18 protein-coding genes are annotated in these 25325 nt (G+C 63.6%); 9 read left to right on the top strand and 9 right to left on the bottom strand.

The window, feature by feature from the left end:
• Positions 1 to 14: 14 nt before the first annotated feature.
• Complete coding sequence (locus tag R6G97_RS14185) at positions 15 to 1505, bottom strand: NCS1 family nucleobase:cation symporter-1 (protein ID WP_182942958.1); 1491 nt, start codon at positions 1503 to 1505, stop codon at positions 15 to 17.
• A 540-nt stretch (positions 1506 to 2045) separates the two neighbouring features.
• Here R6G97_RS14185 and hydA point away from each other — a divergent pair.
• The 3 genes from hydA (at position 2046) to preA (ending at position 6242) form a co-directional block, all read left to right on the top strand.
• Positions 2046 to 3485: a dihydropyrimidinase gene (gene hydA / locus R6G97_RS14180; RefSeq protein ID WP_043206953.1), complete on the top strand. Its 1440-nt coding sequence runs from the start codon at positions 2046 to 2048 to the stop codon at positions 3483 to 3485.
• 114 nt (positions 3486 to 3599) lie between these two features.
• Entirely contained in the window at positions 3600 to 4967 is a 1368-nt protein-coding gene (locus R6G97_RS14175; RefSeq protein WP_090344802.1) for an NAD(P)-dependent oxidoreductase, read from the top strand.
• A complete protein-coding gene (preA, locus tag R6G97_RS14170) occupies positions 4968 to 6242 on the top strand; it encodes an NAD-dependent dihydropyrimidine dehydrogenase subunit PreA (protein WP_043206949.1) in 1275 nt (424 codons plus the stop codon).
• Positions 6243 to 6387: 145 nt separating this feature from the next.
• Here the strand turns inward: preA and R6G97_RS14165 are convergent, their stop codons facing one another.
• On the bottom strand, positions 6388 to 7008 hold the full coding sequence (locus tag R6G97_RS14165) for a TetR/AcrR family transcriptional regulator (protein WP_043206947.1): 621 nt from the start codon (positions 7006 to 7008) through the stop codon (positions 6388 to 6390).
• A 223-nt stretch (positions 7009 to 7231) separates the two neighbouring features.
• Here R6G97_RS14165 and R6G97_RS14160 point away from each other — a divergent pair, with 223 nt between their 5' ends.
• Both R6G97_RS14160 and R6G97_RS14155 read left to right on the top strand, forming a co-directional pair.
• Positions 7232 to 10027 carry an amino acid adenylation domain-containing protein gene (locus R6G97_RS14160; RefSeq protein WP_317847118.1) on the top strand — a complete coding sequence of 932 codons (2796 nt, stop codon included), beginning with the start codon at positions 7232 to 7234 and terminating at the stop codon, positions 10025 to 10027.
• A 65-nt stretch (positions 10028 to 10092) separates the two neighbouring features.
• Positions 10093 to 10713 (top strand): LysE family translocator, encoded by a 621-nt coding sequence (locus R6G97_RS14155; RefSeq protein WP_182815346.1) that lies wholly within the window; start codon positions 10093 to 10095, stop codon positions 10711 to 10713.
• 12 nt (positions 10714 to 10725) lie between these two features.
• Here the strand turns inward: R6G97_RS14155 and R6G97_RS14150 are convergent, their stop codons facing one another.
• Both R6G97_RS14150 and R6G97_RS14145 read right to left on the bottom strand, forming a co-directional pair.
• Positions 10726 to 12060 carry an ATP-binding protein gene (locus R6G97_RS14150; RefSeq protein WP_148921643.1) on the bottom strand — a complete coding sequence of 445 codons (1335 nt, stop codon included), beginning with the start codon at positions 12058 to 12060 and terminating at the stop codon, positions 10726 to 10728.
• Positions 12057 to 12782: a response regulator gene (locus R6G97_RS14145; RefSeq protein WP_043206941.1), complete on the bottom strand. Its 726-nt coding sequence runs from the start codon at positions 12780 to 12782 to the stop codon at positions 12057 to 12059. Before R6G97_RS14145 ends, R6G97_RS14150 begins: the two co-directional genes overlap by 4 nt.
• Before the next feature lie 146 nt (positions 12783 to 12928).
• On the opposite strand from R6G97_RS14145, the gene R6G97_RS14140 reads away from it, so the two are divergent.
• On the top strand, positions 12929 to 13240 hold the full coding sequence (locus R6G97_RS14140) for a hypothetical protein (RefSeq protein ID WP_090344813.1): 312 nt from the start codon (positions 12929 to 12931) through the stop codon (positions 13238 to 13240).
• 39 nt (positions 13241 to 13279) lie between these two features.
• Positions 13280 to 13948: a DUF3313 domain-containing protein gene (locus R6G97_RS14135; protein WP_043206936.1), complete on the top strand. Its 669-nt coding sequence runs from the start codon at positions 13280 to 13282 to the stop codon at positions 13946 to 13948.
• A 75-nt stretch (positions 13949 to 14023) separates the two neighbouring features.
• Here the strand turns inward: R6G97_RS14135 and dkgB are convergent, their stop codons facing one another.
• The 3 genes from dkgB to R6G97_RS14120 form a co-directional block, all read right to left on the bottom strand.
• Positions 14024 to 14827 carry a 2,5-didehydrogluconate reductase DkgB gene (gene dkgB / locus R6G97_RS14130; RefSeq protein WP_043206934.1) on the bottom strand — a complete coding sequence of 268 codons (804 nt, stop codon included), beginning with the start codon at positions 14825 to 14827 and terminating at the stop codon, positions 14024 to 14026.
• A gap of 231 nt (positions 14828 to 15058) precedes the next feature.
• A complete protein-coding gene (locus tag R6G97_RS14125; protein ID WP_070571600.1) occupies positions 15059 to 15553 on the bottom strand; it encodes a DUF934 domain-containing protein in 495 nt (164 codons plus the stop codon).
• Positions 15537 to 17189, bottom strand: coding sequence for a nitrite/sulfite reductase (locus R6G97_RS14120; protein ID WP_043206929.1), 1653 nt, complete (start codon positions 17187 to 17189; stop codon positions 15537 to 15539). The genes R6G97_RS14125 and R6G97_RS14120 overlap by 17 nt, the downstream gene beginning before the upstream one ends.
• 217 nt (positions 17190 to 17406) lie before the next feature.
• Between R6G97_RS14120 and R6G97_RS14115 the strand changes: the two genes are divergently transcribed.
• Positions 17407 to 18489 carry an ABC transporter substrate-binding protein gene (locus R6G97_RS14115; RefSeq protein ID WP_317847117.1) on the top strand — a complete coding sequence of 361 codons (1083 nt, stop codon included), beginning with the start codon at positions 17407 to 17409 and terminating at the stop codon, positions 18487 to 18489.
• Positions 18490 to 18754: 265 nt separating this feature from the next.
• On the opposite strand, the gene R6G97_RS14110 is transcribed toward R6G97_RS14115, so the two are convergent.
• Together R6G97_RS14110 and metH are read right to left on the bottom strand one after the other, a co-directional pair.
• Positions 18755 to 18973 carry a DUF2970 domain-containing protein gene (locus R6G97_RS14110; RefSeq protein WP_043206924.1) on the bottom strand — a complete coding sequence of 73 codons (219 nt, stop codon included), beginning with the start codon at positions 18971 to 18973 and terminating at the stop codon, positions 18755 to 18757.
• 159 nt (positions 18974 to 19132) lie between these two features.
• On the bottom strand, positions 19133 to 22840 hold the full coding sequence (gene metH / locus R6G97_RS14105; protein WP_090344815.1) for a methionine synthase: 3708 nt from the start codon (positions 22838 to 22840) through the stop codon (positions 19133 to 19135).
• Positions 22841 to 23013: 173 nt separating this feature from the next.
• On the opposite strand from metH, the gene R6G97_RS14100 reads away from it, so the two are divergent.
• Complete coding sequence (locus R6G97_RS14100) at positions 23014 to 25314, top strand: fatty acid cis/trans isomerase (protein WP_043206919.1); 2301 nt, start codon at positions 23014 to 23016, stop codon at positions 25312 to 25314.
• Positions 25315 to 25325: the final 11 nt, after the last annotated feature.

The following is a 25325-nucleotide window of genomic DNA, read 5'->3' as shown; positions in this document are numbered from 1 at the left end:
GCGCAGGTCTTGCGTCACGGTATTGGTTTGACCAGTCGGCTGGGTTTGCGCAGCGCCACGCTGCCCAGGGCGTAATAGAGCGTGCCGCCGAGCACCGAGCCTGTGAACCAGCCGTAGTCGTAGAACCAGCTGAAGCGGTCGTTGCCGATGGCCATGATCGTCAGCGCCACGGGCAGGGCGAAGGCGGCGAAGCCCGCCCAGTTCCAGGCGGGGTAAACGTCGTCACGGTACAGACCAGCCAGGTCCAGGCGTTGCCGGCGGACCAGGAAGTAGTCCACCACCATGATTCCGGCAATCGGCCCGAGCAGGCTGGAGTAGCCCAGCAGCCAATTGGAATAGACACTCTCAAGGCTCAGGTCCGAGACGATCCAGCCAAGCTTTTTCAACAGCTCGTGAGCCATCAGGGCCAGGCCGATGAAACCGGTGAGCCACACGGCGCGGCTACGGCCGATCAGCCGTGGGGCGATGTTCTGGAAGTCGTTGGTGGGCGAGACGATGTTCGCCGCCGTGTTGGTCGACAGCGTGGCAATGATGATCAGCGCCATGGCCAGTGCCACCCAGCCTGGGCTCTGGATGTGACCGATCAGGCTGACAGGGTCCGACACAGTCTCACCGACCAGGGACGCCGAGGCCGCCGTCATGATCACGCCCAGGGAGGCGAACAGGAACATGGTCAGCGGCAAGCCGAAGATCTGCCCGAGGATCTGGTCTTTCTGGCTCCTGGCGTAACGGCTGAAATCCGGGATGTTCAGCGACAGCGTCGCCCAGAACCCCACCATGGCCGTGAGACCCGCGCAGAAGTAGCCCACCACGCTGGCGCCTTCCGGACGCTTGGGCGGCTGGGCCAGCAACTCGGTCATCGACATGTGCGGCAGCGCCCACATCAGCAGGCCGAAGCCCACCGCCACGAGCAGTGGGGCCGACAGGGTTTCGAGCCATTTGATCGACTCCGCACCGCGCAGCACCACCCACAAGTTGAGCGACCAGAACACCATGAAACCGATCACCTCGCCGGTGCCGCCCAACGACTTCCAGCCCTCGAACAGCGACCCGAGGAACAGGTGAATGGCCAGGCCACCGAACATTGTCTGGATACCGAACCAGCCGCAGGCGACCACTGCGCGGATCAGGCAGGGCACGTTGGAGCCCAGGATGCCGAAGGAGGCGCGTAGCAGGACGGGGAAGGGGATGCCGTACTGGGTGCCGGGAAAGGCATTGAGCGTCAAGGGAATCAACACGATCAGGTTGGCCAGCAGGATCGCCAGCAACGCCTCGCCGACGCTCAGACCGAAATAGGCGGTGAGCACGCCACCGAGTGTGTAGGTGGGTACACAGATGGACATCCCCACCCACAGGGCGGTGATGTGCCATTTGTTCCAGGTCCGTTGATGCACCTTGGTCGGTGCGATGTCGTGGTTGTAGCGCGGGCTGTCCAGGACATCGCTGCCGGCGGACAGCTCAAACAGCCCGTCCTGCTCGATCACTTGCGATCTGCTCTGTTGCATGGGGCTCTCCAGGTTTTTCTTGTAGTTGTTCGCTCATCGGGCTGATGCGATGGCCGGAGTACACACACCACCAGTACTGCACCTTCGGTCCGGCCAGGCGGTTGGGGCCGCACTCAACAAACGTGCCGGGTTGGCCCTGGACCTTCCCGGATGGCCGCCGCCGACCGAAGGTAATGCGCTGCAAAGCATTTCTCGACAACAACAGCGGGCGCGGCACCTGCCGCGCCCGCTGTTTTCGTGTTGTACGGACCAGATTTCAAACAGCTGAATTTGCATGGAAAATCTCGACCAATTTCGCTTCTTGTCAAGTGAGTCAAGCTGGTTCGAGGTCCGCTGTTTTTCCTGTTTTTTATAAAAAACTAATAAAAACAAGATGTTAATGATTGACGGTTTTGCCAATTAATTTTTTGACCAAACCCGGATCAGCAACTAGATTCCAATCTTGTCAGGTCTGACAGGATTGCATGTTCCTTTCCAGGCCTAGGCCACATAACAATTTCAAGAACCGGCCCTGACCGGTCAGCCTGCGAGGAAAACGGCATGTCCCTGTTGATCCGTGGCGCCACCGTGGTTACGCATGAAGAACACTATCGCGCAGATGTCCTGTGCGCCGATGGCCTGATCCGCGCCATCGGGGAAAACCTCGACCCACCGGCCGACTGCGAGATTCTCGACGGCAGCGGCCAATACCTGATGCCAGGCGGCATCGACCCCCACACCCACATGCAGTTGCCGTTCATGGGCACGGTAGCCAGCGAGGACTTCTTCAGCGGCACGGCCGCAGGCCTTGCCGGTGGCACCACGTCGATCATCGACTTCGTCATCCCCAACCCGCAGCAATCGCTGCTGGAGGCTTTCCACACCTGGCGTGGCTGGGCGCAGAAATCCGCCGCCGACTATGGTTTTCATGTCGCCATTACCTGGTGGAGCGAGCAGGTGGCCGAAGAAATGGGCGAACTGGTCGCCCACCACGGGGTGAACAGCTTCAAGCACTTCATGGCCTACAAGAACGCCATCATGGCGGCCGACGACACCCTGGTGGCCAGCTTCGAACGTTGCCTGCAACTGGGGGCGGTGCCCACGGTGCATGCCGAGAACGGCGAGCTGGTGTTCCACTTGCAGCAGAAGTTGCTTGCCCAAGGCCTGACCGGGCCAGAAGCGCATCCGCTGTCGCGTCCCTCCCAGGTCGAGGGCGAAGCCGCCAGCCGCGCCATTCGCATCGCCGAGACGCTCGGGACACCGCTGTACCTGGTGCATGTCTCCAGCCGCGAAGCCCTGGATGAGATCACCTACGCCCGGGCCAAGGGCCAGCCGGTGTACGGCGAGGTGCTGCCGGGCCATTTGCTGATCGACGACAGCGTCTACCGCGACCCTGACTGGGCCACGGCCGCAGGCTACGTGATGAGCCCGCCGTTCCGCCCGCGCGAACATCAGCAAGCGCTGTGGCGTGGGCTGCAATCGGGCAGTCTGCATACCACCGCGACAGACCATTGCTGCTTCTGCGCCGAGCAGAAGGCCATGGGCCGCAACGACTTCAGCCGCATTCCCAATGGCACCGCCGGCATCGAGGACCGCATGGCGGTGCTGTGGGACGCCGGCGTGAACAGCGGGCGCCTGTCGATGCACGAGTTCGTCGCGCTGACCTCCACCAACACCGCGAAGATCTTCAACCTGTTCCCGCGCAAGGGCGCCATTCGCGTTGGGGCCGATGCCGACCTGGTGCTCTGGGACCCCCAAGGCACACGCACGATTTCCGCCCAGACCCATCACCAGCGAGTGGACTTCAACATCTTCGAGGGGCGCACGGTCCGTGGCGTGCCCAGCCACACCATCAGCCAGGGCCGCGTGTGCTGGGCCGATGGCGATTTGCGCGCCGAGCCCGGGGCAGGGCGCTATGTGGAGCGTCCGGCCTACCCAGCGGTGTACGAAGTGCTGGGCCGACGTGCCGAGCAGCAGCGGCCGACGCCCGTCAGCCGCTGAGCCTGAGGGCTGCGCTGGCAGCCCTTCAGACACCACGAACTGCCGTTGACTGCCATCCCGAGAACGCCGGGCGGGTGACCGCCGCCCGGCCAATAAGAAAGAGAGGCTACAACCGTGATCGATGCCCTGAACCACTTGCCCAAGCCCCGGGCCAGCCGTGAGCAGCTGGCCGAGGCGTTCACCGATCTTGCACCTGCGCTGACGGCGCGCCAGGCTGCCGTGGAAAGCGCACGCTGCCTTTACTGCTACGACGCGCCTTGCGTCAATGCCTGTCCCAGCGAGATCGACATCCCCTCGTTCATCCGTCGCATTGCCGACGAGAACCTGCAGGGCGCTGCCGAGCGCATCCTTTCGGCCAACATCCTCGGTGGCAGCTGCGCCCGGGTCTGTCCGACCGAGATCCTCTGCCAGCAGGCCTGCGTACGCAACAACGCCCAGGAGTGCGCGCCAGTGCTGATCGGCCAGTTGCAGCGCTACGCGCTGGACAATGCAGGCTTCACCGGGCATCCGTTCCAGCGCTCACCGGCTACCGGCAAGCGCATTGCCGTGGTCGGCGCAGGGCCGGCCGGGCTTTCCTGCGCCCATCGCCTGGCCATGCAGGGCCACGATGTGGTGATCTTCGAAGCGCGGGAGAAGGCCGGTGGCCTCAATGAGTACGGCATCGCCCGCTACAAGCTGGTGGATGACTACGCCCAGCGCGAGGTCGAGTTCCTGCTCGGTATCGGCGGTATCGAAATCCGCCATGGCCAGGCGCTGGGAGCCAACCTCACCTTGACGGAGCTGCGTGGGCAGTACGATGCAGTGTTCCTCGGCCTGGGCCTTGGGGCCGTGCGCCAACTGGGCTTGCAGGATGAAGAGGCCCCAGGCGTGCTTGGCGCTACTGCATACATCCGCGAGTTGCGCCAGGCCAGCGATCTGACGCAACTGCCCGTGGCCGACCGCTGCCTGGTCATCGGTGCAGGCAACACCGCCATCGACATGGCGGTGCAGATGAGCCGCCTGGGCGCGCGGGACGTGAATCTGGTGTATCGCCGCGGCCAGGCCGACATGGGCGCGACCGGGCATGAGCAGGACATCGCCAAGGCCAACCAGGTGCGCCTGCACACCTGGGCCCGCCCCGACGTGGTGCTGCTCGATGACTGCGGCCGGGTGCGCGGCATGCGCTTTGCCCGCACGGCGCTGGTCGATGGGCGACTGACCGACACGGGCGAGACATTCGAACTGGCCGCCGATGCCATCTTCAAGGCCATTGGCCAACGCTTCGACGATGCAAGCCTGGCCGATCCGCTGGCGGCGCAGCTGGAGCGCGACGGCGAGCGCATCCGCGTCGATGCGCAGATGCGCACCAGCCTGCCAGGCGTCTATGCCGGTGGCGACTGCACCGCGCTGGGCCAGGACTTGACTGTCCAGGCCGTGCAACATGGCAAACTGGCTGCCCAAGCCATCCATGCCGAACTCATGCTCAACGTGGAGGCTGCGTAAATGGCCGACTTGTCTATCGTCTTCGCCGGCATCAAGGCGCCTAATCCTTTCTGGCTGGCCTCCGCGCCGCCCACCGACAAGGCCTACAACGTGGTGCGCGCCTTCGAGGCCGGTTGGGGCGGGGTGGTATGGAAGACCCTCGGCGAGGACCCTGCGGCGGTCAACGTGTCGTCGCGCTACTCCGCGCACTACGGCCCCAACCGCCAGGTGCAGGGCATCAATAACATCGAGCTGATCACCGACCGCTCGCTGGAGATCAACTTGCGCGAGATCACTCAGGTGAAGAAAGACTGGCCTGACCGCGCATTGATCGTGTCGCTGATGGTGCCCTGCGTGGAGGAGTCCTGGAAATTCATCCTGCCGCTGGTGGAGGCCACGGGCGCCGACGGTATCGAGCTGAACTTCGGTTGCCCCCATGGCATGCCGGAACGGGGCATGGGTGCGGCGGTCGGCCAAGTGCCGGAGTACGTGGAGATGGTCACCCGCTGGTGCAAGACCCATTGCTCGCTGCCGGTGATCGTCAAGCTCACGCCCAACATCACCGACATACGCCAGTCAGCCCGCGCCGCCCATCGTGGCGGAGCGGACGCGGTGTCGCTGATCAACACCATCAACTCCATCACCAGTGTCGACCTTGATCGGATGGTCGCGCATCCGATCGTGGGCGAGCAGAGCACCCATGGCGGTTACTGCGGTTCGGCGGTCAAGCCGATTGCGTTGAACATGGTGGCCGAGATCGCGCGGGATCCGCAGACGCGCGGCCTGCCGATCTGCGGCATCGGCGGTATCGGCAACTGGCGGGACGCCGCGGAGTTCGTCGCCTTGGGCTGTGGCGCGGTGCAGGTGTGCACGGCAGCGATGCTGCACGGTTTCCGTATTGTCGAGGACATGAAAGATGGCCTGTCGCGTTGGATGGATCAGCACGGCCATCACAGCCTGGAGGCCTTCCGCGGTCTGGCGGTGGGGCACACGACCGACTGGAAGTACCTGGACATGAATTACCAGGTTGTGGCCCACATCGACCAGCAGGCCTGCATCGGCTGCGGTCGCTGCCACATCGCCTGCGAGGACACCTCGCACCAGGCCATCGCCAGCACCCTCAAGGCCGACGGCACCCATGCCTACAGCGTGATCGACAAGGAATGCGTAGGCTGCAACCTGTGCCAGATCACTTGCCCGGTGGAGGGCTGCATCGACATGGTGGCGCAGGACACCGGCAAGCCCTACCTCAACTGGACCCAGGATCCGCGCAATCCCTATCGCGAGGCCAGTTGATCCCTGGCCGGCCGGACGTGAGCTTGGGGCTGCTGCGCAGCCCATCGCAGGCTGTCGCCAGTTCCCACGGTTAAACAGCAAGATCTGTGGGCGCTGGCGACAGCCTGCGATGGGGCGCGTATCGGCACCAGGGGCAGCAATGGGATCAGGGCTCCAGGCCGATGCCGCGCAGGATCACGCAGGTCACGGTCTGCACGGCCCGCTCGAAGGCCGGGTCTGACAGCGGCTCGCCGCCATTGAGCAGCGTCACCTGATAGCCGAAGTCGGCGTAGTGCTGGGTCGCGGCCCAGATCATGTACAGCAGTGCCGAAGGCTCCACCGGCAGGATACGTTTTTCCTCCACCCAGCGTCGGATCTTGGCTTCCTTCATCAGCGCCCAGGGCACCAAGTCGTCGTCCAGGCTGGCGCCGAGCAGGGGCGCGCCATGCAGGATCTCTTCGGCCCAGACTTTCGAGCCCAGCGGCCGCGAGCGCGAATGACCCATCTTTGCGCGAATGTAGCTGGTCAGTACCACCCGCGGATCCTCGAAGCGCTCGAAGCACAGGGCGTCCTGCTTCCACACTTCCAGCAGATCGCGCAGCACTGCCTGGTACAGCTCGTCCTTGGTGCTGAAGTAGTAGTGCAGGTTGGAGCGGGGCAGTTCGGCTTGCTCGGCGATATCGCCCATGGAGGTGCCGGCGTAGCCTTTTTCGGCAAATACCTTTTCGGCGGCCTGCAGGATCTTTTCGACGTTGCGTCGACGGATCTCGATCTTGTGGTTGGTCATAGCCTGTCCATTGCAACCTTCGCCCGCCAAGGCTAACAGCTTTACAGGGCACGGCCCAAAGCGAATGCACGACCTGCAAGCCTCTGGTTGGCATCTATGGCCACTGTGCACTACCGTTCAAGCAACGGGGCCTGCGCCATTTATCGCTTTCTTTGATGCCCAGACCACGAATCAACGTTGTCAGGACGACGTCACTCGTTTGGCTTACGGAGTAGACAAGCAAATGCAGGATGTCCGTCCGAACCCGCGTCTTCCCTTGGCCCACGATGCTGGGCAGCCGATCTTCATGGACTTTTTGCAGCAGGCTCAGCGCTCGCCGCAGGCGCCTGCCATTGTTTCCGAGCATGGCATCTGTACTTTTCTTGAGCTTGAGGCGATCAGCCGGGGTATTGCAGCGTTGCTGATCGAAAGCGGGGTGCATCAAGGCGATCGCGTCGTGATCGTTTCGAGCCGGTGCGCGGGGCTGGTCTACGCCATGCTCGGTGCCTCGCGGGCGGGCGCGATCTTCACGGTGGCCGACACGGCCTACCCGAAGGCGCGTATCGCTCAGATCCTGCATACGCTGCAACCTGCCTTCGTCTTGTTGGCCGGGGCGGCGCAGCTTGAACTCGACGACGCGTCCATTCGGGTGGAACGGGTGCCTGAGCCGGCAGGTGAGGCCCTGGCGCGCTTTGCCCATCATCATCAACAGCAGTTGCCGTTGGTCGATCCTGATCAACCGGCCTATATCACCTTTACGTCCGGCAGCACTGGCGAGCCCAAGGGCGTGGTGACGACCCACGCGCCATTGGTGCACTTCATCGGCTGGCATGTTCGCCAGCATGGATTTTCCCAAGAAGACTGCTTCTCGCTGCTCTCCGGGCTGGGCCATGACCCGGTGTACCGGGATGTGTTCACGCCGCTGTCCATCGGTGCCAGGGTTGCGATCCCTGCACAGACCACAGTGATCGACCCGACTGCACTGGCGGCCTGGCTGCAGGCCCAGGCGGTCTCGGTGGTTCACCTCACACCGCCCCTGGGCAAGCTGATCGAGACCGGCGCCAGGCTCGGCGGCATCAGGCTCGATGCGCTGCGCTACCTGTTCTGGGGCGGCGAAGCGCTGGGCAGCGCCCTGTATGGGCAAATACGCGAAATCGCGCCCAACGCCTGCTGCGTCAACTTCTACGGCACCACCGAAACGCCCCAGGCCATGGCGTACCACCGGATCGATCCGGGCGCCGACCACAGCAGGATCCCCCTGGGCAAAGGCATCGATGGCGCGCAGCTGCTGGTCGTGGATGACGCTAACCAACTGGCCGGGCAAGGGCAGGTTGGCGAGATCCTGATCCGCAGCCCCTATCTGTCCCAGGGGTACTGGGGCGATACGGTCCAGACCCGCCAACGCTATGTGCCCAACCCCTTCACCCAGGCCGAAGACGACCTGTGCTACCGCACCGGTGACCTGGGCAGTTACGGTGCCGACGGCAGCGTCACGTTCCTTGGCCGTGGAGACAGCCAGGTCAAGATACGTGGGCACCGGATCGAACTGGCGGAGATCGAAGCGGTGTTGGCCCAGCACCCGCAGCTCAGGCAATGCGTGGTGCTGGCCGACACCGAAGGCCCCAGCACCAAGCTGGTGGCCTATTGTGTTGCCAACGATGCGACGTCCTCCCAGGCGCTGCGCGAGTACGCTGCCAGCCAATTGCCGGACTACATGGTGCCGGCGTTGTTCGTGATGCTCCAGGCGATTCCGATCACGCCGAACGGCAAGGTCGACAAGCGTGCCTTGCAGGCGCTGCGCGGCGACATCGAGGCGAGCACCGTGCAGGCAAACCAGGTGCTGTCGCCGGTGGCGCAAAAGCTGGTCAGCGCCTGGTCAGAAATCCTGCAGACGCCTGAGATCGACCCGAACCTGTCATTCGTCGAACTGGGCGGCGATTCACTGTCGTTCGTCCAGGCCTCGATGGTGCTGGAGACGCTTATCGGCCCGCTACCGGCGCAATGGGAGCTCAAGCCGATCCATGAGCTGTGTCAGCTAAGTGCCACGCGGCCAGCGGCCAGGCCTATGATCCGCGCCGTGGAGATCCCGGTGCTTTTGCGGGTGCTGTCGATCCTGCTGATCGTCATCGGGCATTTTCACGGTGGCTCGGGTTGGCCGATCGTGGGCGAAACGTCGGTGTTGTTCGCGGTGTCCGGGCTTGCCCTGGCGCGGTTTCAACTCAAGGCCATCGACGACTATGGCAGCGTGCGCACGCTGATTCGCTCGATCGCCGTCATCGTGGTGCCGACCCTGCTCTATACGCTGTTGACCCAGGTCGTGTTCGGCAACGTGCACTGGCAGGCTTTCTTGCTGATCGCGAACTGGTACCCGCCAGCGGTCACCGGAGGTTTTTCGTATTGGTACATCGAGCTGCTGGTGCAGATGCTGGCGATCATGGCGGTGGTGCTGTCGTTCGCCCGGGTCAGGGCGCTGATCATGGCGGCGCCGTTTCGCGTGCTGCTGGCCGGTGCCTGCGCGGCGGCCGTGGCGGGCCTGTTGATCGATGCCTATATCTTCGATGCAAGTGCGCTCTACAACCGCGTGCCCCAGCATTACCTTGCGGTCCTGGTGCTGGGCATGGCGATTCATTTTGCCCGGACCACGCCGCAGAAATGGCTGGCCAGCGCGGTGGTGGTGCTCGTGCTGGGCGGGCAGCGTGTGGTGGATGTGCTGGCGCATGGGGTGGACTTCAGCCAATACGTCGATGTGGCCATCCCGGCGGTGCTGACGATGATTTGGTGGCGCGCCGTTCCCCTGCCTGACCTCATTGCCCGTGGGGCTGCCTTGATCGCATCCTCGACGCTGTTCATCTACCTGACCCACTACCAGTTCCAGTCCGTCGCGCGCCGTCTGGGCGATGTGCCGGGGCTCGATGTGGTTCTGGCCATCGTCGGCGGGATCGCTGTGGCTTATGCCTGGAACAAAGCCGTCCGCTTCGTCTCGATGCGCTGGAGTGGCGGCGCCAAGCGCAGCGCGGAAAAGTTCGAGCGCGTCCTGTGACGGGGCTGTGCGGGGGCTGACTGGCCTGCTAACGTGCCCACTTGCACCTGCACAGGCCTCGCCCCATGCCCGTCGTCGACAACCTGATCGCCTTCACCTTCGCCGCCACGGTGCTGACCCTCACGCCGGGCCTGGACACCGCATTGATTTTGCGTACAGCCACGGTGGAGAGCCGCACCCAAGCCATGCGCGCCGCCTTGGGCATCAACGCAGGCTGCCTGCTTTGGGGCGCTGCGGTGGCATTCGGGCTCGGGGCCCTGATTGCGGTCTCGGAGCTGGCCTACAACCTGCTGAAATACTGCGGCGCGGCCTACCTGGCTTACCTGGGGCTGAACATGCTGTTGCGCCCGCGCCAGGCCTTTTCGGCTGCCGGCGAACAGGCCAGGCCTGTGGCCAACTGGTTTCTCAAGGGCATGATGGGCAACCTGCTCAACCCCAAGGTCGGCATCTTCTATGTGTCCTTCTTGCCTCAGTTCATCCCCCAAGGCGAGCCGCTGGTGGCCTGGACCTTCGGCCTGGTCGGGATCCATGTGGTGCTGGGGCTGCTCTGGGCGAGCGCCCTGATCGCCGCGACCCAGCCGCTGGCGACGGTGCTGCGCCGGGGCCCGGTGATCCAATGGATGGACCGCACCACCGGGCTGATCTTCGTTGCCTTCGCCGCGCGTCTGGCCTTGAGCAGGCGCTGAGCAGCACGCAGTTCAGCGGCGCACGGGAAGCACCACCTGCGCCAGCAATCCGCCGCTGTCGCGATTGCGCAGGGTCAGCTCGCCGCCCTGTTCGCGAACGATCGCCCGCGCCGCCGAAAGCCCCAGGCCAACGCCACCGGTGTCACGGTTGCGCGAGGCCTCCAGGCGAAAGAACGGGGCGAACACCTGCTCCAGCGCGGCCTCGGGAATCCCTGGCCCTTCGTCGCTGACATCGATGCGCACCGCCTGATCGTCCTGGGTCAGGGTAATGGCCGGGTTTCGTCCGTACTTGAGGGCGTTTTCCAGCAGGTTGACGACCACCCGCTTGATGCCCAGCGGACGCCCCAAGTGCACCAGGTGGGCGGGGCCCGTGAAGTCGACGGCGATGTCCTGGTCGCGGTAGTCGTCGACGATGGTGTGCAAAAGCTCGGAGAGATCGAACGCGGTGCTGGGCTCGCGCTGGGTGTCTTCGCGAAAGAACGCCAAAGCGGCGTTGATCATCGACTGCATTTCCTCGACATCGCGAATGAGCTTGCGCTGGTGATCCAGGTCTTCCATGAACTCGCTGCGCAGGCGCATGCGTGTGAGCGGGGCGCGCAGGTCGTGGGAGATCGAGGCGAGCATGTGGGTGCGTTCTGCGACGAAATGCTGGATCTGCGCCTGCATGGTATTGAAGGCGATGATCGCCTGGCGGATTTCCTCGGGGCCTTGCACCTCGATGGGCGGGGCGCGCAGGTCATCGCCGAAGCGCCGCGCCGCGCTGGCGAAGCGCTGCAAGGGACCTGCCAGCTGGCGCGTGGCGATCCAGGCCACCAGCAGGGTGGCCACCAGGCCGAGGGCGATGATCACGGCGATGCGCACGTTAGCGCGCAAGCCCCAGCTGCGTTCGGGCGGGGTGAAGGACAGCCAGCTGCGGTCCTGAAGCTGAACCAGCGCCACGTAACGGGCCTGAGGGCTATCGCCGGGCCAGTCGTCGGGGGTGAAGATGTCGATTTCCCGGCCATCGCCCAGCAATCGGTGCAGCACCGGCACCTGGCCTGCATCGAGCCGTGCGCCGTCGCTGGGCAGCTGGAAGTCGGCGCGCTGCGCATTCCAGGCCACCCGCAGCATGGGGTTGCTGGCGGCGCTTGCCAATTGCGCTCGCAGCGGCGCAGGCGCAGCTTCGATCACCCGGGTGGTCGAGGCGATCTGCTCCAGCAGGCCGGTGCGTTCGATGGGCGGGCGCGCCCAGGTGCCGGCGACCTGGACGAACAGGGCGTTGAGGGCCAGCGAGGCGAGCATCGCGGCGACGATGGTCAGGGCGATGCGGCGCCTGAGGGTGTCGCGACGCAGCAGTGGCTCGATCATGAGCGGGTGACCTTGGCCGTGAACAGGTAGCCACCGTTGCGCACCGTGCGGATCAGTTCGGGGCGTTTGCTGTCCGGCTCGATCTTGCGCCGCAGGCGGCTGACCTGCACGTCGATGCTGCGGTCGAACGCCTCATGGCCCTGGCCGTGGGCCAGGTCGATCAACTGCTCGCGGGTGAGGATGCGCTGGGGGTGTTCGAGAAACACCACCAGCAAGTCGAACTCGCCACCGGACAAGGGCACCATCACGCCCTCGGAGGAGCGCAATTCGCGGCAGGTGATATCCAGGTGCCAACCTGCAAAGTGGATGACCGGCCGTGTCGGTTCGCCTGCCGGGAGGTTTGGCTGGCCGATGCGTCGCTGCAGCGCGCGAACCCGGGCGAGCAACTCGCGCGGTGCAAAGGGTTTGGTCAGGTAGTCGTCCGCACCGAGCTCCAGGCCCACGATGCGATCGCTCAGCTCGGCCATGGCGGTGAGCATGATGATCGGAATACCGGTCTGGGCATGGACCTTCTGGCACAGGCTCAGGCCGTTTTCCCCGGGCAGCATCAGGTCGAGGATCACGGTGTCGGGCCGCTGCGCCGCAATCGCCGCCCACATGGCCTCGCCGTCGGCTGCGACGTCCACCTCATAGGCGTGCTGAACGAAGAATTTCTTCAGCAGGGTCAGGATTTCCACGTCGTCGTCGACGATCAGCAATCGGCTCACGTTCACAGGGTCCAGGGCTAGAAAGGGCGGTATCTAAAACCATTCTGCTGCTTGGGTCATTTATTTCAATCGAGCAACATTCCTTCAGGCCTGACATCAAGCGGACATCCTCTGGCAAAACGCCTTGGGTACTTTGCACGCCTTCGTTTTTGGGGGCTTGCATGAAGGATTTGAGCAACAGGTACACCACCGATCAGGGCGCGGCTGCACGCCCGTTGATCCTGGCCCAACGCACCACCGCGCCAGGGCAGGATGCACCGATTCTGTTCCAGCAGTCCTGCCTGGGCGTGGCCGAGGATCAAGAGCGCATCGTCCTGCGTCGCTATTTCGAGCGCTACAGCCCGGACAGCGGACATTGGGTGCAATACGTCCACTCGATCCCCACGGCCGATTTCATCCACTGGATCATGACCCATGGCCAGTTGCACATCGAATGCTCGGACAACACCCCGGACACCCACGGCCACGCCTGAGCGGCGCCGGCCATCGAGCAGAACAAGGACCTTTGATTGATGAAAAAGCATCGCTCGCTGCCGCTGGTGCTGGCGGCCACCCTGAGCTTGTCGGCATGCAGCAGCAAGACCGTCAGCCCCAAGATGTACACAGGGTTTCTGAAGGACTACAGCCAGTTGGCGCCGCACCAATCACCCTCGGGCCAGCAGGTGTCGAGCTGGGTCAGCCCGGCGCTCAAGACCGGTCGCTACAAACAGGTGTACCTGGAACCGAGCCAGTTCTATCCGCGGCCTGAGCCGACCGAGCGGATCCCCCGCAGCACTTTGATCAACGTCACCGGCTACTACGATGCGGCGCTGAGGCTGGAGTTGGGAAAAGTCGTCCCCCTGGCCTCCAAGCCTGGCCCGGACACGTTGGTCGTCAGGCCTGCCATCACCCGGATCGCCACCTCCACCCAAGGCCTGCGCTTCTATGAGTGGCTGCCGGTCACGCTGGTGGCCGCTGGCGTGAGTGCGGCGACGGGGATACGCGACCAGGACAGCGAGATCGCCACCGAGGTGTCCTTCGAGGACGGCGAAACCGGCGCGGTCGTCGCCGAGCTGGTGCGCAAGGGCACGGGTGTACCGCTGGACAATGACAAGCAGGTCTTGACCGCGCACAACGTCAAGGCAGTGCTCGATGGCTGGGCGGGTGACCTGCGTACGGCCTATTCGGCGCGTCTTCAGTAGAAACTCTTGCGCGGGATGAACGAAAGGGCTGCGTAACAGCCCTTTGTTTTTGCATCGGTAGACGTTTGCCGTGGCTCAGTCCCAGATCGGCGCCAGGCCGTCAGGGCTGACCTCGCGTCCGTTGCGCTCGAGCTTGGCGATGCGCGCCATGTCCTCGTCGTCCAGGCGCAGGTCTCGGGCAAGCAGGTTGCTGGCCAGGTTCTCGGGCTTGGTGGAGGAGGGGATGACCGCATAGCCCAGCTGCATCGCCCAGGCCAGCGCGACTTGTGCGACGGTCGCCTTGTGCTTGGCGGCGATGTCGGCCAGCACAGGGTCCTTGAGCACCTTGCCGTAGGCCAGGGTCATGTAGGACGTGACGGTGATGCCTTGCTCCTTGAGGAATGCTGCGAGCTTGGTGTTCTGCAGGTACGGGCTGAGTTCGATCTGGTTGGTGGCGATCTCGCCCTTGCCGACCACCTCGATGGCCTGGCGGGTCAGTTCGATGTTGAAGTTGGAGACGCCGATCTGACGCGTCAGGCCTTGCTTCTTGGCGTCGGCCAGGGCGGTCATGTATTCGCGCAGTTCGACGCCGTTGCCGGGGGCTGGCCAGTGGATCAGCAGCAGGTCGACATGATCGGTGCGCAGCTTCGCCAGGCTCTCGCGCAGGCTCGGGATCAGCTTGTCGGCGGCATAGTTGTCGACCCAGATCTTGGTGGTGATGAACAGCTCGTCACGCGGTACGCCGCTCTCGAAGATCGCCTGGCCCACGTCGGCTTCGTTGCCGTAGATCTGCGCGGTATCGATGACGCGGTAGCCCAGCTCGAGGGCGGACTTGACCGAGTCGATGACGGCTTGACCGGTGAGGCGGAAGGTGCCGAGGCCGAAAGAGGGAATGCTCATTGATCTGCTCCTGGTAAGTGTGGCAAGGATCGAACCCAGAGATAGTGTGGCCCGGAATCGATCGAGTGAGACCAGTGTGCGGATTTACCGAAGATTGATTAAGACGCCGGTGAACCAAGGTCATTTGACTTCAAATCATCAATGGCCGGTGGCGCGTGCGTGAGGCAGGGGCAATGGGCGAAAACGACACGGCCCGCCAAAGGGCGGGCCGGTCGGTGCTGGCTGTGACGATCAGCGGCGGCGGAACAGCGGCAGCGGCTCGTCGGTGGCGCCCTGGTAGGTCACCGAGAAGTCCTTCAGGCTCTGCAGCGCGTCTTCTGGGTCCTTGTCCGCGCGGATGGCGAAGGCGTCGAAACCGCAGCGGGCCATATAGAACAGCTGGTCGCGCAGCACGTCGCCAATGGCGCGCAGCTCGCCTTTGAACTTGTAGCGGTCCCGTAGCAGGCGCGCGTTGGAGTAGTTGCGCCCGTCGGTGAAGGCCGGGAAGTTCAAGGCGATGACCTGGAAGGCATCCACGTCTTCGCCGATCTCTTCGGCTTCTTCGTCGCTGTCCAGCCATACACCCAGGCCGCCGTCGCGTGCCTTGAGGGCATGGGCGTGGTCACGCCACATTTGCAGCGGGACGATGTAGTCGTCGCAGTTGGTCAGCTCGTCGAACGAGGTGCCTTTGGGCAGCAGGTGCCAGGTTTCGTCGACCAGTTGGTTGTTTTTAATGATTCGCTGCATAGACGCGTTCCTTGAAGGGGTCGATGCCAATACGCTGGTAGGTGTCGATGAAGCGCTCGTCTTCGGTACGCTGTTCCACGTACACGTCGATCAGCTTCTCGATCACATCGGCCATTTCGTCCTGGGCGAAGGAGGGACCGAGGATCTTGCCCAGGCTCGCATCGCGCGCGGCGTTTCCACCCAGGGAGACCTGGTAGAACTCTTCGCCTTTCTTGTCCACACCGAGGATGCCGATGTGGCCAACGTGGTGGTGACCACAGGCGTTCATGCAACCGGAGATGTTCAGGTCGATCTCGCCGATGTCGAACAGGTAGTCCAGGTCGTCGAAGCGGCGCTGGATGGATTCGGCGATCGGGATCGACTTGGCGTTGGCCAGCGAGCAGTAGTCGCCGCCCGGGCAGCAGATGATGTCGGTCAAAAGGCCGACGTTCGGCGTGGCGAAGCCCTGTTCGCGCAGCTCCAGCCAGAGGGCGTGCAGTTGGCGCTGCTCGACGTCGGCCAGGATGATGTTCTGCTCGTGGGAGGTGCGCAGGAAGCCGAAGCTGTAACGCTCGGCAAGGTCGGCCACGGCGTCGAGCTGCTTGTCGCTGATATCGCCCGGGGCAACGCCGGTGGGCTTGAGCGACAGGGTGACAGCGACATAGCCGGGCTTCTTGTGGGCGCGGGTGTTGCGTGAGCGCCAGCGGGCGAAGCCTGGGTATTGCTCGTCCAGCGAGGCGTAGTCGACGTTGTCCAGGGCCAGGTAGGCCGGGTCGACGAAGTGGCGCGACACGCGCTGCAACTCGGCTTCGGTCAGGGTGGTCGGGCCGCCACGCAGGTGGGCCATCTCGGCCTCGACCTTCTCGGCGAACACTTCCGGGGTCAGGGCCTTGACCAGGATCTTGATCCGCGCCTTGTACTTGTTGTCACGGCGGCCGTAACGGTTGTACACGCGCAGGATGGCGTCCAGGTAGCTGATCAGGTCTTGCCAGGGCAGGAATTCATTGATGAACGAGCCGACCACAGGAGTACGGCCCAGGCCGCCGCCGACCAGTACACGGAAGCCCAGCTCACCGGCCTCGTTGTACACCGGCTCCAGGCCGATATCGTGGACTTCGATGGCGGCGCGGTCTTCCTTCGAGCCGTTGATGGCGATCTTGAACTTGCGCGGCAGGTAGGCGAATTCCGGGTGGAAGGTGGTCCACTGGCGGACGATTTCGCACCACGGGCGTGGGTCGATCACTTCATCGGCGGCGACGCCGGCGAATTGGTCGGTGGTGGTGTTGCGCAGGCAGTTGCCGCTGGTCTGGATCGCGTGCATCTGCACGGTGGCCAGCTCTGCCAGGATGTCCGGAATGTCCTCGAGTGCCGGCCAGTTGTACTGGACGTTCTGGCGGGTACTGATGTGGGCGTAGCCCTTGTCGTAGTCACGGGCGATCTTCGCCAGTACGCGGACTTGGCGTGCGTTCAGCTGGCCATAGGGCACTGCGACACGCAGCATGGGCGCAAAACGTTGGATATACAGGCCGTTCTGCAGGCGCAGAGGGCGGAATTCTTCTTCGCTCAGCTCACCGGCCAGGTAGCGGCGGGTCTGATCCCGGAACTGCTTGACGCGGTCCTCGATGATCCGCTGGTCGTACTCGTCGTATACGTACATATAAGTCCTGTCTCAGGCTGCAGGCAGCTATTCGCGCGCACGGCCGCGCACTCCGCTTCGGAGCCGGAGCACGATATCAGGTTGTGTTTATGCGCTAAAGTGATGTTTTTGCATATGAAAAGAACCAATAGGACTAAGTGAGATCCACTGGCATTTGCCCGCCTTCAGGCCCCGTCCGTTTATACTCGCGCGTTTGTTTCGCAACGGATGTCATCGAATGCTCAAGGCCTTGTGCCAGGCCCTGTCGCTGAGCTTGCTCCTGGCAGCAGCGAACGCGCAGGCCGCCTCCGTGGTGTTCCTCAACCCGGGCTTTTCCCATGAGGCTTTCTGGGTCGGCTACTCGCGCTTCATGCAGGCGGCCGCGCAGGAGCTCGGCATGGACTTGCGCATCGAATACAGCGAGCGGCGCACGGACCTGGCGCTGGCCCAGGCCCGCGCGGTGCTGACCGGGCCCCAGCGCCCGGACTACCTGGTCTTGGTCAACGAGCAATACCTGGCCCCGGAAATCATCCGCCTGGCACAGGGGCTTGGCGTCAAGTTGTTCCTGGTCAACAACGGCCTGACCGAAACCCAGGCGCGCAGCATTCAGGCTCAGCCGGACCGCTATGCGCAGGTGCTGGGCACCCTGACTGCCAACGACGAGCAGACGGGCTACCAGATGCTGCGGCTGATGGTTGCCATGCTGCCGCCAGGTCCGGGACCGGTGGACCTGGTGGCGTTCGCCGGGGTCAAGACCACCCCGGCCTCCCAATTGCGCGAGCAAGGCATGCGCCAAGCCCTGGCGGACTTCCCCCAGGTGCGCCTGCGCCAGGTGGTCTATGGCGGCTGGAGTCGCAAGCGCGCCTATGAACAGGCCCAGTTGCTGGCAGAGCGCTATCCGGATACGCAGTTGGTGTGGTCTGCCAACGACGAGATGGCTTTCGGTGCCATGCAGGCATTTGAAGAGAAGGGACGCACGCCTGGGCGTGATGTGATCTTCGGCGCCATCAACAGCTCTCCCGAAGCGCTGCGCGCGCGAATCGATGGGCGTCTGAGTGTGCTGATGGGCGGGCATTTCACTTTGGGCGGCTGGGCCATGGTGATGTTGCATGACGATGCCTTGGGGCTGGCGATCAATCGTGATGGTCTGCAAGCGCACACGATGCCGGTGTTGCAGTCCTTCGACCAGGCCAAGGCCCGCCGCTGGCTCAAGTTGCTTGAAAGCTGCGACGACATGGGGGTGGATTTTCTGCGCTACAGCGCAGAAGGGCGACCGGAAGGTTTTCGTTATCCGTTTTTGGCCAAGCCTGTCGACTATTGAAAGACCTTGCTTGAGAGAAGGCCATTGCTGGGCTTAACTGCTGGTTGAAGTGCATTCCCATAACCACTACAAGAGGCAATGCAATGGGAAACTCGACCAAGTTGCGCAAAGCTGACAGCACTGTCGACGCCTGGGCGATCCTCTGCCTGATCGTCCTGGTCGTCGTGGCCGCCGTGTATTGGGTCAGCCACCAATAGCGCCGATCTTCAGACCTTGAGCAAACCGGAACCGCCCGCGGAAGGGATATCCGCGGGCGGCTTGCGTTCTAGCGGGCGGTCAGGTGCATGGCCAATTGCACCAGGCCGATCAGTGCGAGGATGAACACCAGGGTGAACAAGGTGCCCAGTGCGATGAAGTGACTGGCCTTGCCATGGGTGAAGTCGCGCGCGCGGTTCTTGCCGCTCTGCACGCCGAAGGCGGCGGCGAGGATGCTGTGAAGCATCTGCCAGAAGGTGGGCGGTTTGCCGGGGTCGTTGTCATCCATGAAGGGCTCCTGAAAACAGAGACAATCACACGACAGTGTAGACAGGCCTGTGGACGCTGCGCAGGTCTTCGCGGGTAAACCCGCTCCCACAAGGATCACTGTGAACCCTATGGGAGCGGGTTTACCCGCGAGAGTGCCGCAGCGCGGCCGCCTAGCAGATCAGCTCTCGTAACCGAGGTTCGGTGCCAACCAGCGCTCGCTGACGCTGATGTCCTGGCCCTTGCGCGCGCTGTAGCGCTCGATCTGGTCTTTGTCCACCTTGCCCACGGCGAAGTACTGCGCCTGCGGGTGAGCGAAGTACCAGCCGCTGACCGCCGCTGCCGGGAACATGGCGAAGTGTTCGGTAAGGAACACACCGCTCGGCCCGGTCTCGCCGATGGCTGTGCCGTCGAGCAGACGGAACAGCGTGGCTTTCTCGGTGTGGTCCGGACAGGCCGGATAACCCGGAGCAGGGCGAATACCGCTGTACTGCTCCTTGATCAGCGCTTCGTTGTCCAGGTGTTCGTCCTTGGCATAACCCCAGTACTGCTTGCGGACCTGCTCGTGCAGCCACTCGGCGCAGGCTTCGGCCAGGCGATCGGCCAGGGCCTTGACCATGATCGAGTTGTAGTCGTCGCCTTTGTCCTGGTAGGCCTTGGCCACTTCCTCGGCACCGATACCGGCGGTGGTGATGAAACCGCCGACGTAATCGGTCACGCCACTGTCCTTGGGCGCGACGAAGTCGGCCAGGGAGAAGTTCGGCTTGCCGTCCGGCTTGATGGTCTGCTGACGCAGGTGGTGCAGAGTGGCGAGCTTCTCGCCGTTGTCGCCGTAGACCTCGATGTCGTCATGCTCGACCTGGTTGGCCGGCCAGAAGCCGAAGACCGCACGGGCACTGATGAGCTTTTCGTCGATCAGCTTGTCGAGCATCTCGCGGGCATCGTTGTACAGCGAGGTAGCGGCCTCGCCGACCACTTCGTCGGTGAGGATACGCGGGAATTTGCCGGCCAGGTCCCAGGAAATGAAGAACGGCGTCCAGTCGATGTATTCGGCCAGTACGCGCAGGTCGATGTCCTCGAGCACCTTGACGCCCGTGAAGGAGGGCACCGCTGGGGTGTAGCCGGCCCAGTCATACTGAGGCTTGGCGGCGATGGCCTGGTCGTAGCCCAGGCGCTCGGTGCGGGCGCTGCGGTTGGCGGTGCGCTCACGGACTTCCACGTATTCTTGGCGGGTCTTCTCGACGAAGGCCGGCTTTAGTTCCTTCGACAGTAGCTGAGTGGCCACGCCCACCGCACGCGAGGCGTCGGTGACGTAGACCACCGCGTCGTTGGAGTACTTGGGTTCGATCTTGACCGCCGTATGGGCCTTGGAGGTGGTGGCACCGCCGATCATCAGCGGCAGCTCGAAGCCTTGGCGCTGCATTTCGCGGGCGACGTGGACCATTTCGTCCAGCGACGGGGTGATCAGGCCGGAGAGGCCGATGATGTCGCATTTCTGCTCTCGGGCGGTCTGCAGGATCTTCTCCGCTGGCACCATCACGCCCAGGTCGACGATGTCATAACCGTTGCAGCCAAGCACCACGCCGACGATGTTCTTGCCGATGTCGTGCACGTCGCCCTTGACCGTGGCCATGAGGATCTTGCCCTTGGCCTCGGGGGTATCGCCTTTCTCGGCTTCGATGAACGGGATCAGGTGGGCCACGGCTTGCTTCATCACTCGGGCGGACTTGACCACCTGAGGCAGGAACATCTTGCCGGCACCGAACAGGTCGCCAACTACGTTCATGCCGCTCATCAGCGGCCCTTCGATGACCTCGATGGGGCGCGCGCACTGTTGGCGGCACTCCTCGGTATCCTCGACGATGAAGGCGGTGATGCCTTTGACCAGCGCGTGCTCCAGGCGTTTTTCCACCGGCAGCGTGCGCCACTGTTCGTTTTCCACTTCCTTGGTCGCGCCGCCGCCCTTGTAGTCGTCGGCAATCGCCAGCAGTGCGTCGGTGCCGTGCGGGGTGCGGTTGAGCACCACGTCCTCGACCTTCTCGCGCAGCGCCGCCGGGATCTCGTCGTAGATTTCCAGTTGGCCGGCGTTGACGATGCCCATGGTCAGGCCGTTCTTGATGGCGTGGTAGAGGAATACCGAGTGGATCGCCTCGCGCACCGGGTTGTTGCCGCGGAAGGAGAACGACACGTTGGACACGCCGCCGCTCGACAGGGCGAATGGCAGATGGTCGCGGATGTAGGCGCAGGCTTCGATGAAGTCCACGGCATAGTTGTTGTGTTCCTCGATGCCGGTGGCCACGGCAAAGATGTTCGGGTCGAAGATGATGTCTTCCGGCGGGAAGCCCACTTCATTGACCAGGATGTCGTAGCTGCGCTGGCAGATTTCCTTCTTGCGCGCGGCGGTGTCGGCCTGGCCGACCTCGTCGAAGGCCATCACCACCACGGCGGCGCCGTAGCGCTTGCACAGGCGGGCATGGTGCTTGAATTGCTCGACGCCTTCTTTCATGGAGATCGAGTTGACGATGCCCTTGCCCTGGATGCACTTGAGGCCCGCTTCGATTACCTCCCACTTGGAGGAGTCGATCATGATCGGCACCCGGGAGATATCCGGCTCGCCCGCGATCAGGTTGAGGAAGCGGACCATGGCAGCCTTCGAATCGAGCATGCCTTCGTCCATGTTGATGTCGATCACCTGCGCGCCGGCCTCGACCTGCTGCAGGGCCACTTCCAGTGCTTCGGTGTAGTTCTCCTCGCGGATCAGGCGGGCGAACTTGGCGGAACCGGTGATGTTGGTGCGTTCGCCCACGTTGACGAACAGCGACTGGCGATCGATGGTGAACGGCTCCAGACCCGACAGGCGGCAGGCCTTGGGGATGTCCGGAATTTCGCGTGGTTTGTACTTGGCCACGGCCTCGGCGATGGCCTGGATGTGCGGCGGGGTGGTGCCGCAGCAACCGCCGATGATGTTGAGAAAACCACTGGCGGCGAATTCCTCGACCACCGCGGCCATTTCAGCCGGGGTTTCGTCGTACTCGCCGAAGGCGTTGGGCAGGCCGGCGTTGGGGTGGGCCGAGACGTGGGTGTCGGCCTTGGTGGCCAGCTCTTCAAGGTAGGGGCGCAGGTCCTTGGCGCCCAGGGCGCAGTTCAGGCCTACGGAGATTGGCTTGGCGTGGCGCACCGAGTTCCAGAACGCCTCGGTGGTCTGGCCCGACAGGGTACGGCCGGAGGCGTCGGTGATGGTGCCGGAGATCATGATCGGCAATTCGACGCCGTCTTCCTCGAACACTTGCTGCACGGCGAAGATCGCCGCTTTGGCGTTGAGGGTGTCGAAGATGGTCTCGATCAGCAGCAGGTCGGCGCCGCCTTCGATCAGGCCGCGGGTGGCCTCGGTGTAGTTTTCGACCAGCTCGTCGAAGGTGACGTTGCGATAGCCCGGGTCGTTGACGTCCGGGGAGATCGAGCAGGTGCGGCTGGTAGGGCCGAGCACGCCAGCGACGAAGCGAGGCTTGTCCGGGGTTTCCAGTGTCTTGGCGTCGGCCACCTGGCGGGCGATGCGCGCGCCTTCGACGTTGAGCTCGTACACCAGCGCTTCCATGCCGTAGTCGGCCTGGGAAATCTGCGTGGCGTTGAAGGTGTTGGTCTCGAGGATGTCGGCGCCGGCGTCGAGGTAGGCTTTCTCGATCGAGGCGATGACATCGGGGCGGGTGAGCAGCAGTAAATCGTTGTTGCCCTTGACGTCGCTTGGCCAATCGGCGAAGCGCGTGCCACGATAGTCGTGTTCCTCGAGGCGGTAGCTTTGGATCATAGTACCCATGCCGCCGTCGAGGATCAGTATGCGCTCCTTGAGTGCTTGCTGGAGTGCTTGGAAACGAGCGCTGCGGTCGGACATAGGAACTACCTGGTCGGGCGAATTTCGGAAGGTGCTGAATAATAACAAAGCTGCACGGATTTTAGGCGTGCCGGCCATTTGCATGAATTTCCTTCATGTTGGTGAGCGCGCCAAAGCACCCAAGGACCGGTCAGGCAATCGTGATGGCTTTCAGGAATCAGGACATTCGGCACATGGTGCATCGTTTACTTGCTGGCGCTTTCGCCCTGCTCATCAGCGGCGTGGCGTTCGGGCAAGCCCCTCAATCGAGCCCGGCGATTTCGTACACCCGGGACATTCAACCGATCTTCACTGAGAAGTGCGTGGCCTGCCATGCATGCAACGACGCGGCCTGCCAGCTCAAGCTGGAAAGCCCAGAAGGTGCGGTGCGCGGTGCTTCCAAGACGCCGGTGTACCAGGGGGAGCGCAGCAAGGCGGTGCCCACCACGCGGCTGTTCTATGACGCCCACGACGAGCAGGCCTGGCGCAAGATGGGCTTTTATTCGGTGCTCGACAACCAGGGCAGCCAGGCCGCGTTGATGGCACGTATGCTCGAGCTGGGTCACAAGACGCCGCTGACGCCCAACGCCAAGCTGCCCGAGGAGATCGTCTTGGGGCTCAACCGTAACAACATGTGCCCATTGCCCCATGAGTTCGACGCCTACGCCGGTGCCCACCCCAAGGAGGGGATGCCGCTAGCTGTCACCGGGCTCACCGATGCCGAGTACCAGACCCTGCAGCGCTGGCTGGCGGCCGGTGCGCCGGTCGAATACCAGCCGATCCAGCCCAGCGCCATCGAGTCCCGGCAGATCGCCGAATGGGAAGAGCTGCTCAACCGTCCGGGTTCCACCGAGGCCCTGGTGGGCCGCTGGCTGTACGAGCATCTGTTCCTGGCGCATGTCTATTTCACCGGGGGCGAGCCGGGGCACTTCTTCCAGTGGGTGCGTTCGCGCACCCCAAGCGGCAAGCCGGTGGACATCATCGCCACCCGCAGGCCCAACGACCCGCCCGGCACTGACTTCTATTACCGCCTGATCCCGGTACAGGGTGTGATCGTGCACAAGACACACATCACCTACCCGATGGGCCCGCAGAAGCTCAAGCGCGTCAAGCAACTGTTCTACAGCGGCGACTGGCACGCCACGTCACTGCCGGGGTACGGCCCGCGCCACCGCTCCAACCCGTTCGAGACCTTCGAGGCGATCCCGGCGGTGGCGCGCTACCAGTTCATGCTGGACAACGCCGAATACTTCGTGCGCACCTTCATCCGTGGCCCGGTGTGTCGTGGGCAGATCGCCACCGATGTGATTCGCGACAACTTCTGGGCGCTGTTCCAGGAGCCGGCCCATGACCGCTACATCACCGATGCCGAGTACCGCGGCAAGGCGACACCGCTGCTGGCGATGCCTGGGCAGATCGACGACGTGGGCAGTGTGCTGAGTCTGTGGCATGCCTATCGCGACAAGCGCAACGAGTACGAGAAGCTGCGTCGCGAAGCTTATGCCCAGATGCCTGCACCGAGCTGGTCGACCCTGTGGGCGGGCAATGACAATGCGCTGCTGACCATCTTCCGCCACTTCGACAGCGCTTCGGTGAGCAAGGGCCTGATCGGCGACGTGCCGCTGACCACCTGGTTGTTCGACTACCCGCTGTTCGAGCGCACCTACTATCAATTGGCGGTGAACTTCGATGTATTCGGCAACGTCTCGCACCAGTTGCAGACCCGCCTGTACTTCGACCTGATCCGCAATGGTGCCGAGATCAACTTCCTGCGCCTGATGCCGGCCGACCAGCGCGGCGCGATCCTGAGCGACTGGTACCAGAACAGCGGCAAGGTAAAGATGTGGCTCGACTACGAGGACATCGACACCAGTACACCAAGTGCGCTGAAGCTGGACGAGGCAAATCCCAAGCGTGATTTCGGCCTCAAATTGCTGCAACGCACTGGTAGCCTCAACGCGGCGCCCGATCCGATCAACCGCTGCACTGGTGCCCATTGCTCGCGTCCGCAGATGAGCGCCGAGTTCCAAGATGCCGAGCAGAGTCTTAGCCGCCTGGTCTCACGCCCGGCTGCCGGGCTCAAGGTGATCAACCAGTTGCCCGAGGCGACCCTGCTGCGCATCGAAGGGCAGGGCGGCCAGCGCCAGGTCTACAGCCTGTTGCGCAACCGCGCCCACAGCAACGTCGCCTTCCTGCTCGGCGAGGCCTATCGCTACCAGCCAGGCCTGGACACGCTGACCCTGTACCCGGGCGTGCTCAGCAGCTACCCGAACTTCATCTTCAACATCCCGACCCAGGATGTACCGGAGTTCGTCGAGGATATGGAGGCTGCCCGCGACGATACGGCCAAGTTCGAGCGGATCGTCATGCGCTGGGGCGTGCGCCGCAGCCACCCTGAGTTCTGGCGCTACTTCCATGACCTGAACACGTTCATCAAGGAGACCGAGCCTGTGGAAGCGGGTGTGCTGGACATGAACCGCTACGAGAACCTTTGATCGGGTCGGGC

It is taken from the genome of Pseudomonas sp. HTZ2 (genome assembly GCF_033173945.1).
GTDB classification, from domain to species: domain Bacteria; phylum Pseudomonadota; class Gammaproteobacteria; order Pseudomonadales; family Pseudomonadaceae; genus Aquipseudomonas; species Aquipseudomonas guariconensis.
The sequence above is the reverse complement of the archived record's forward strand: the minus strand, read 5'-3'. Positions and strand labels throughout refer to the sequence as shown.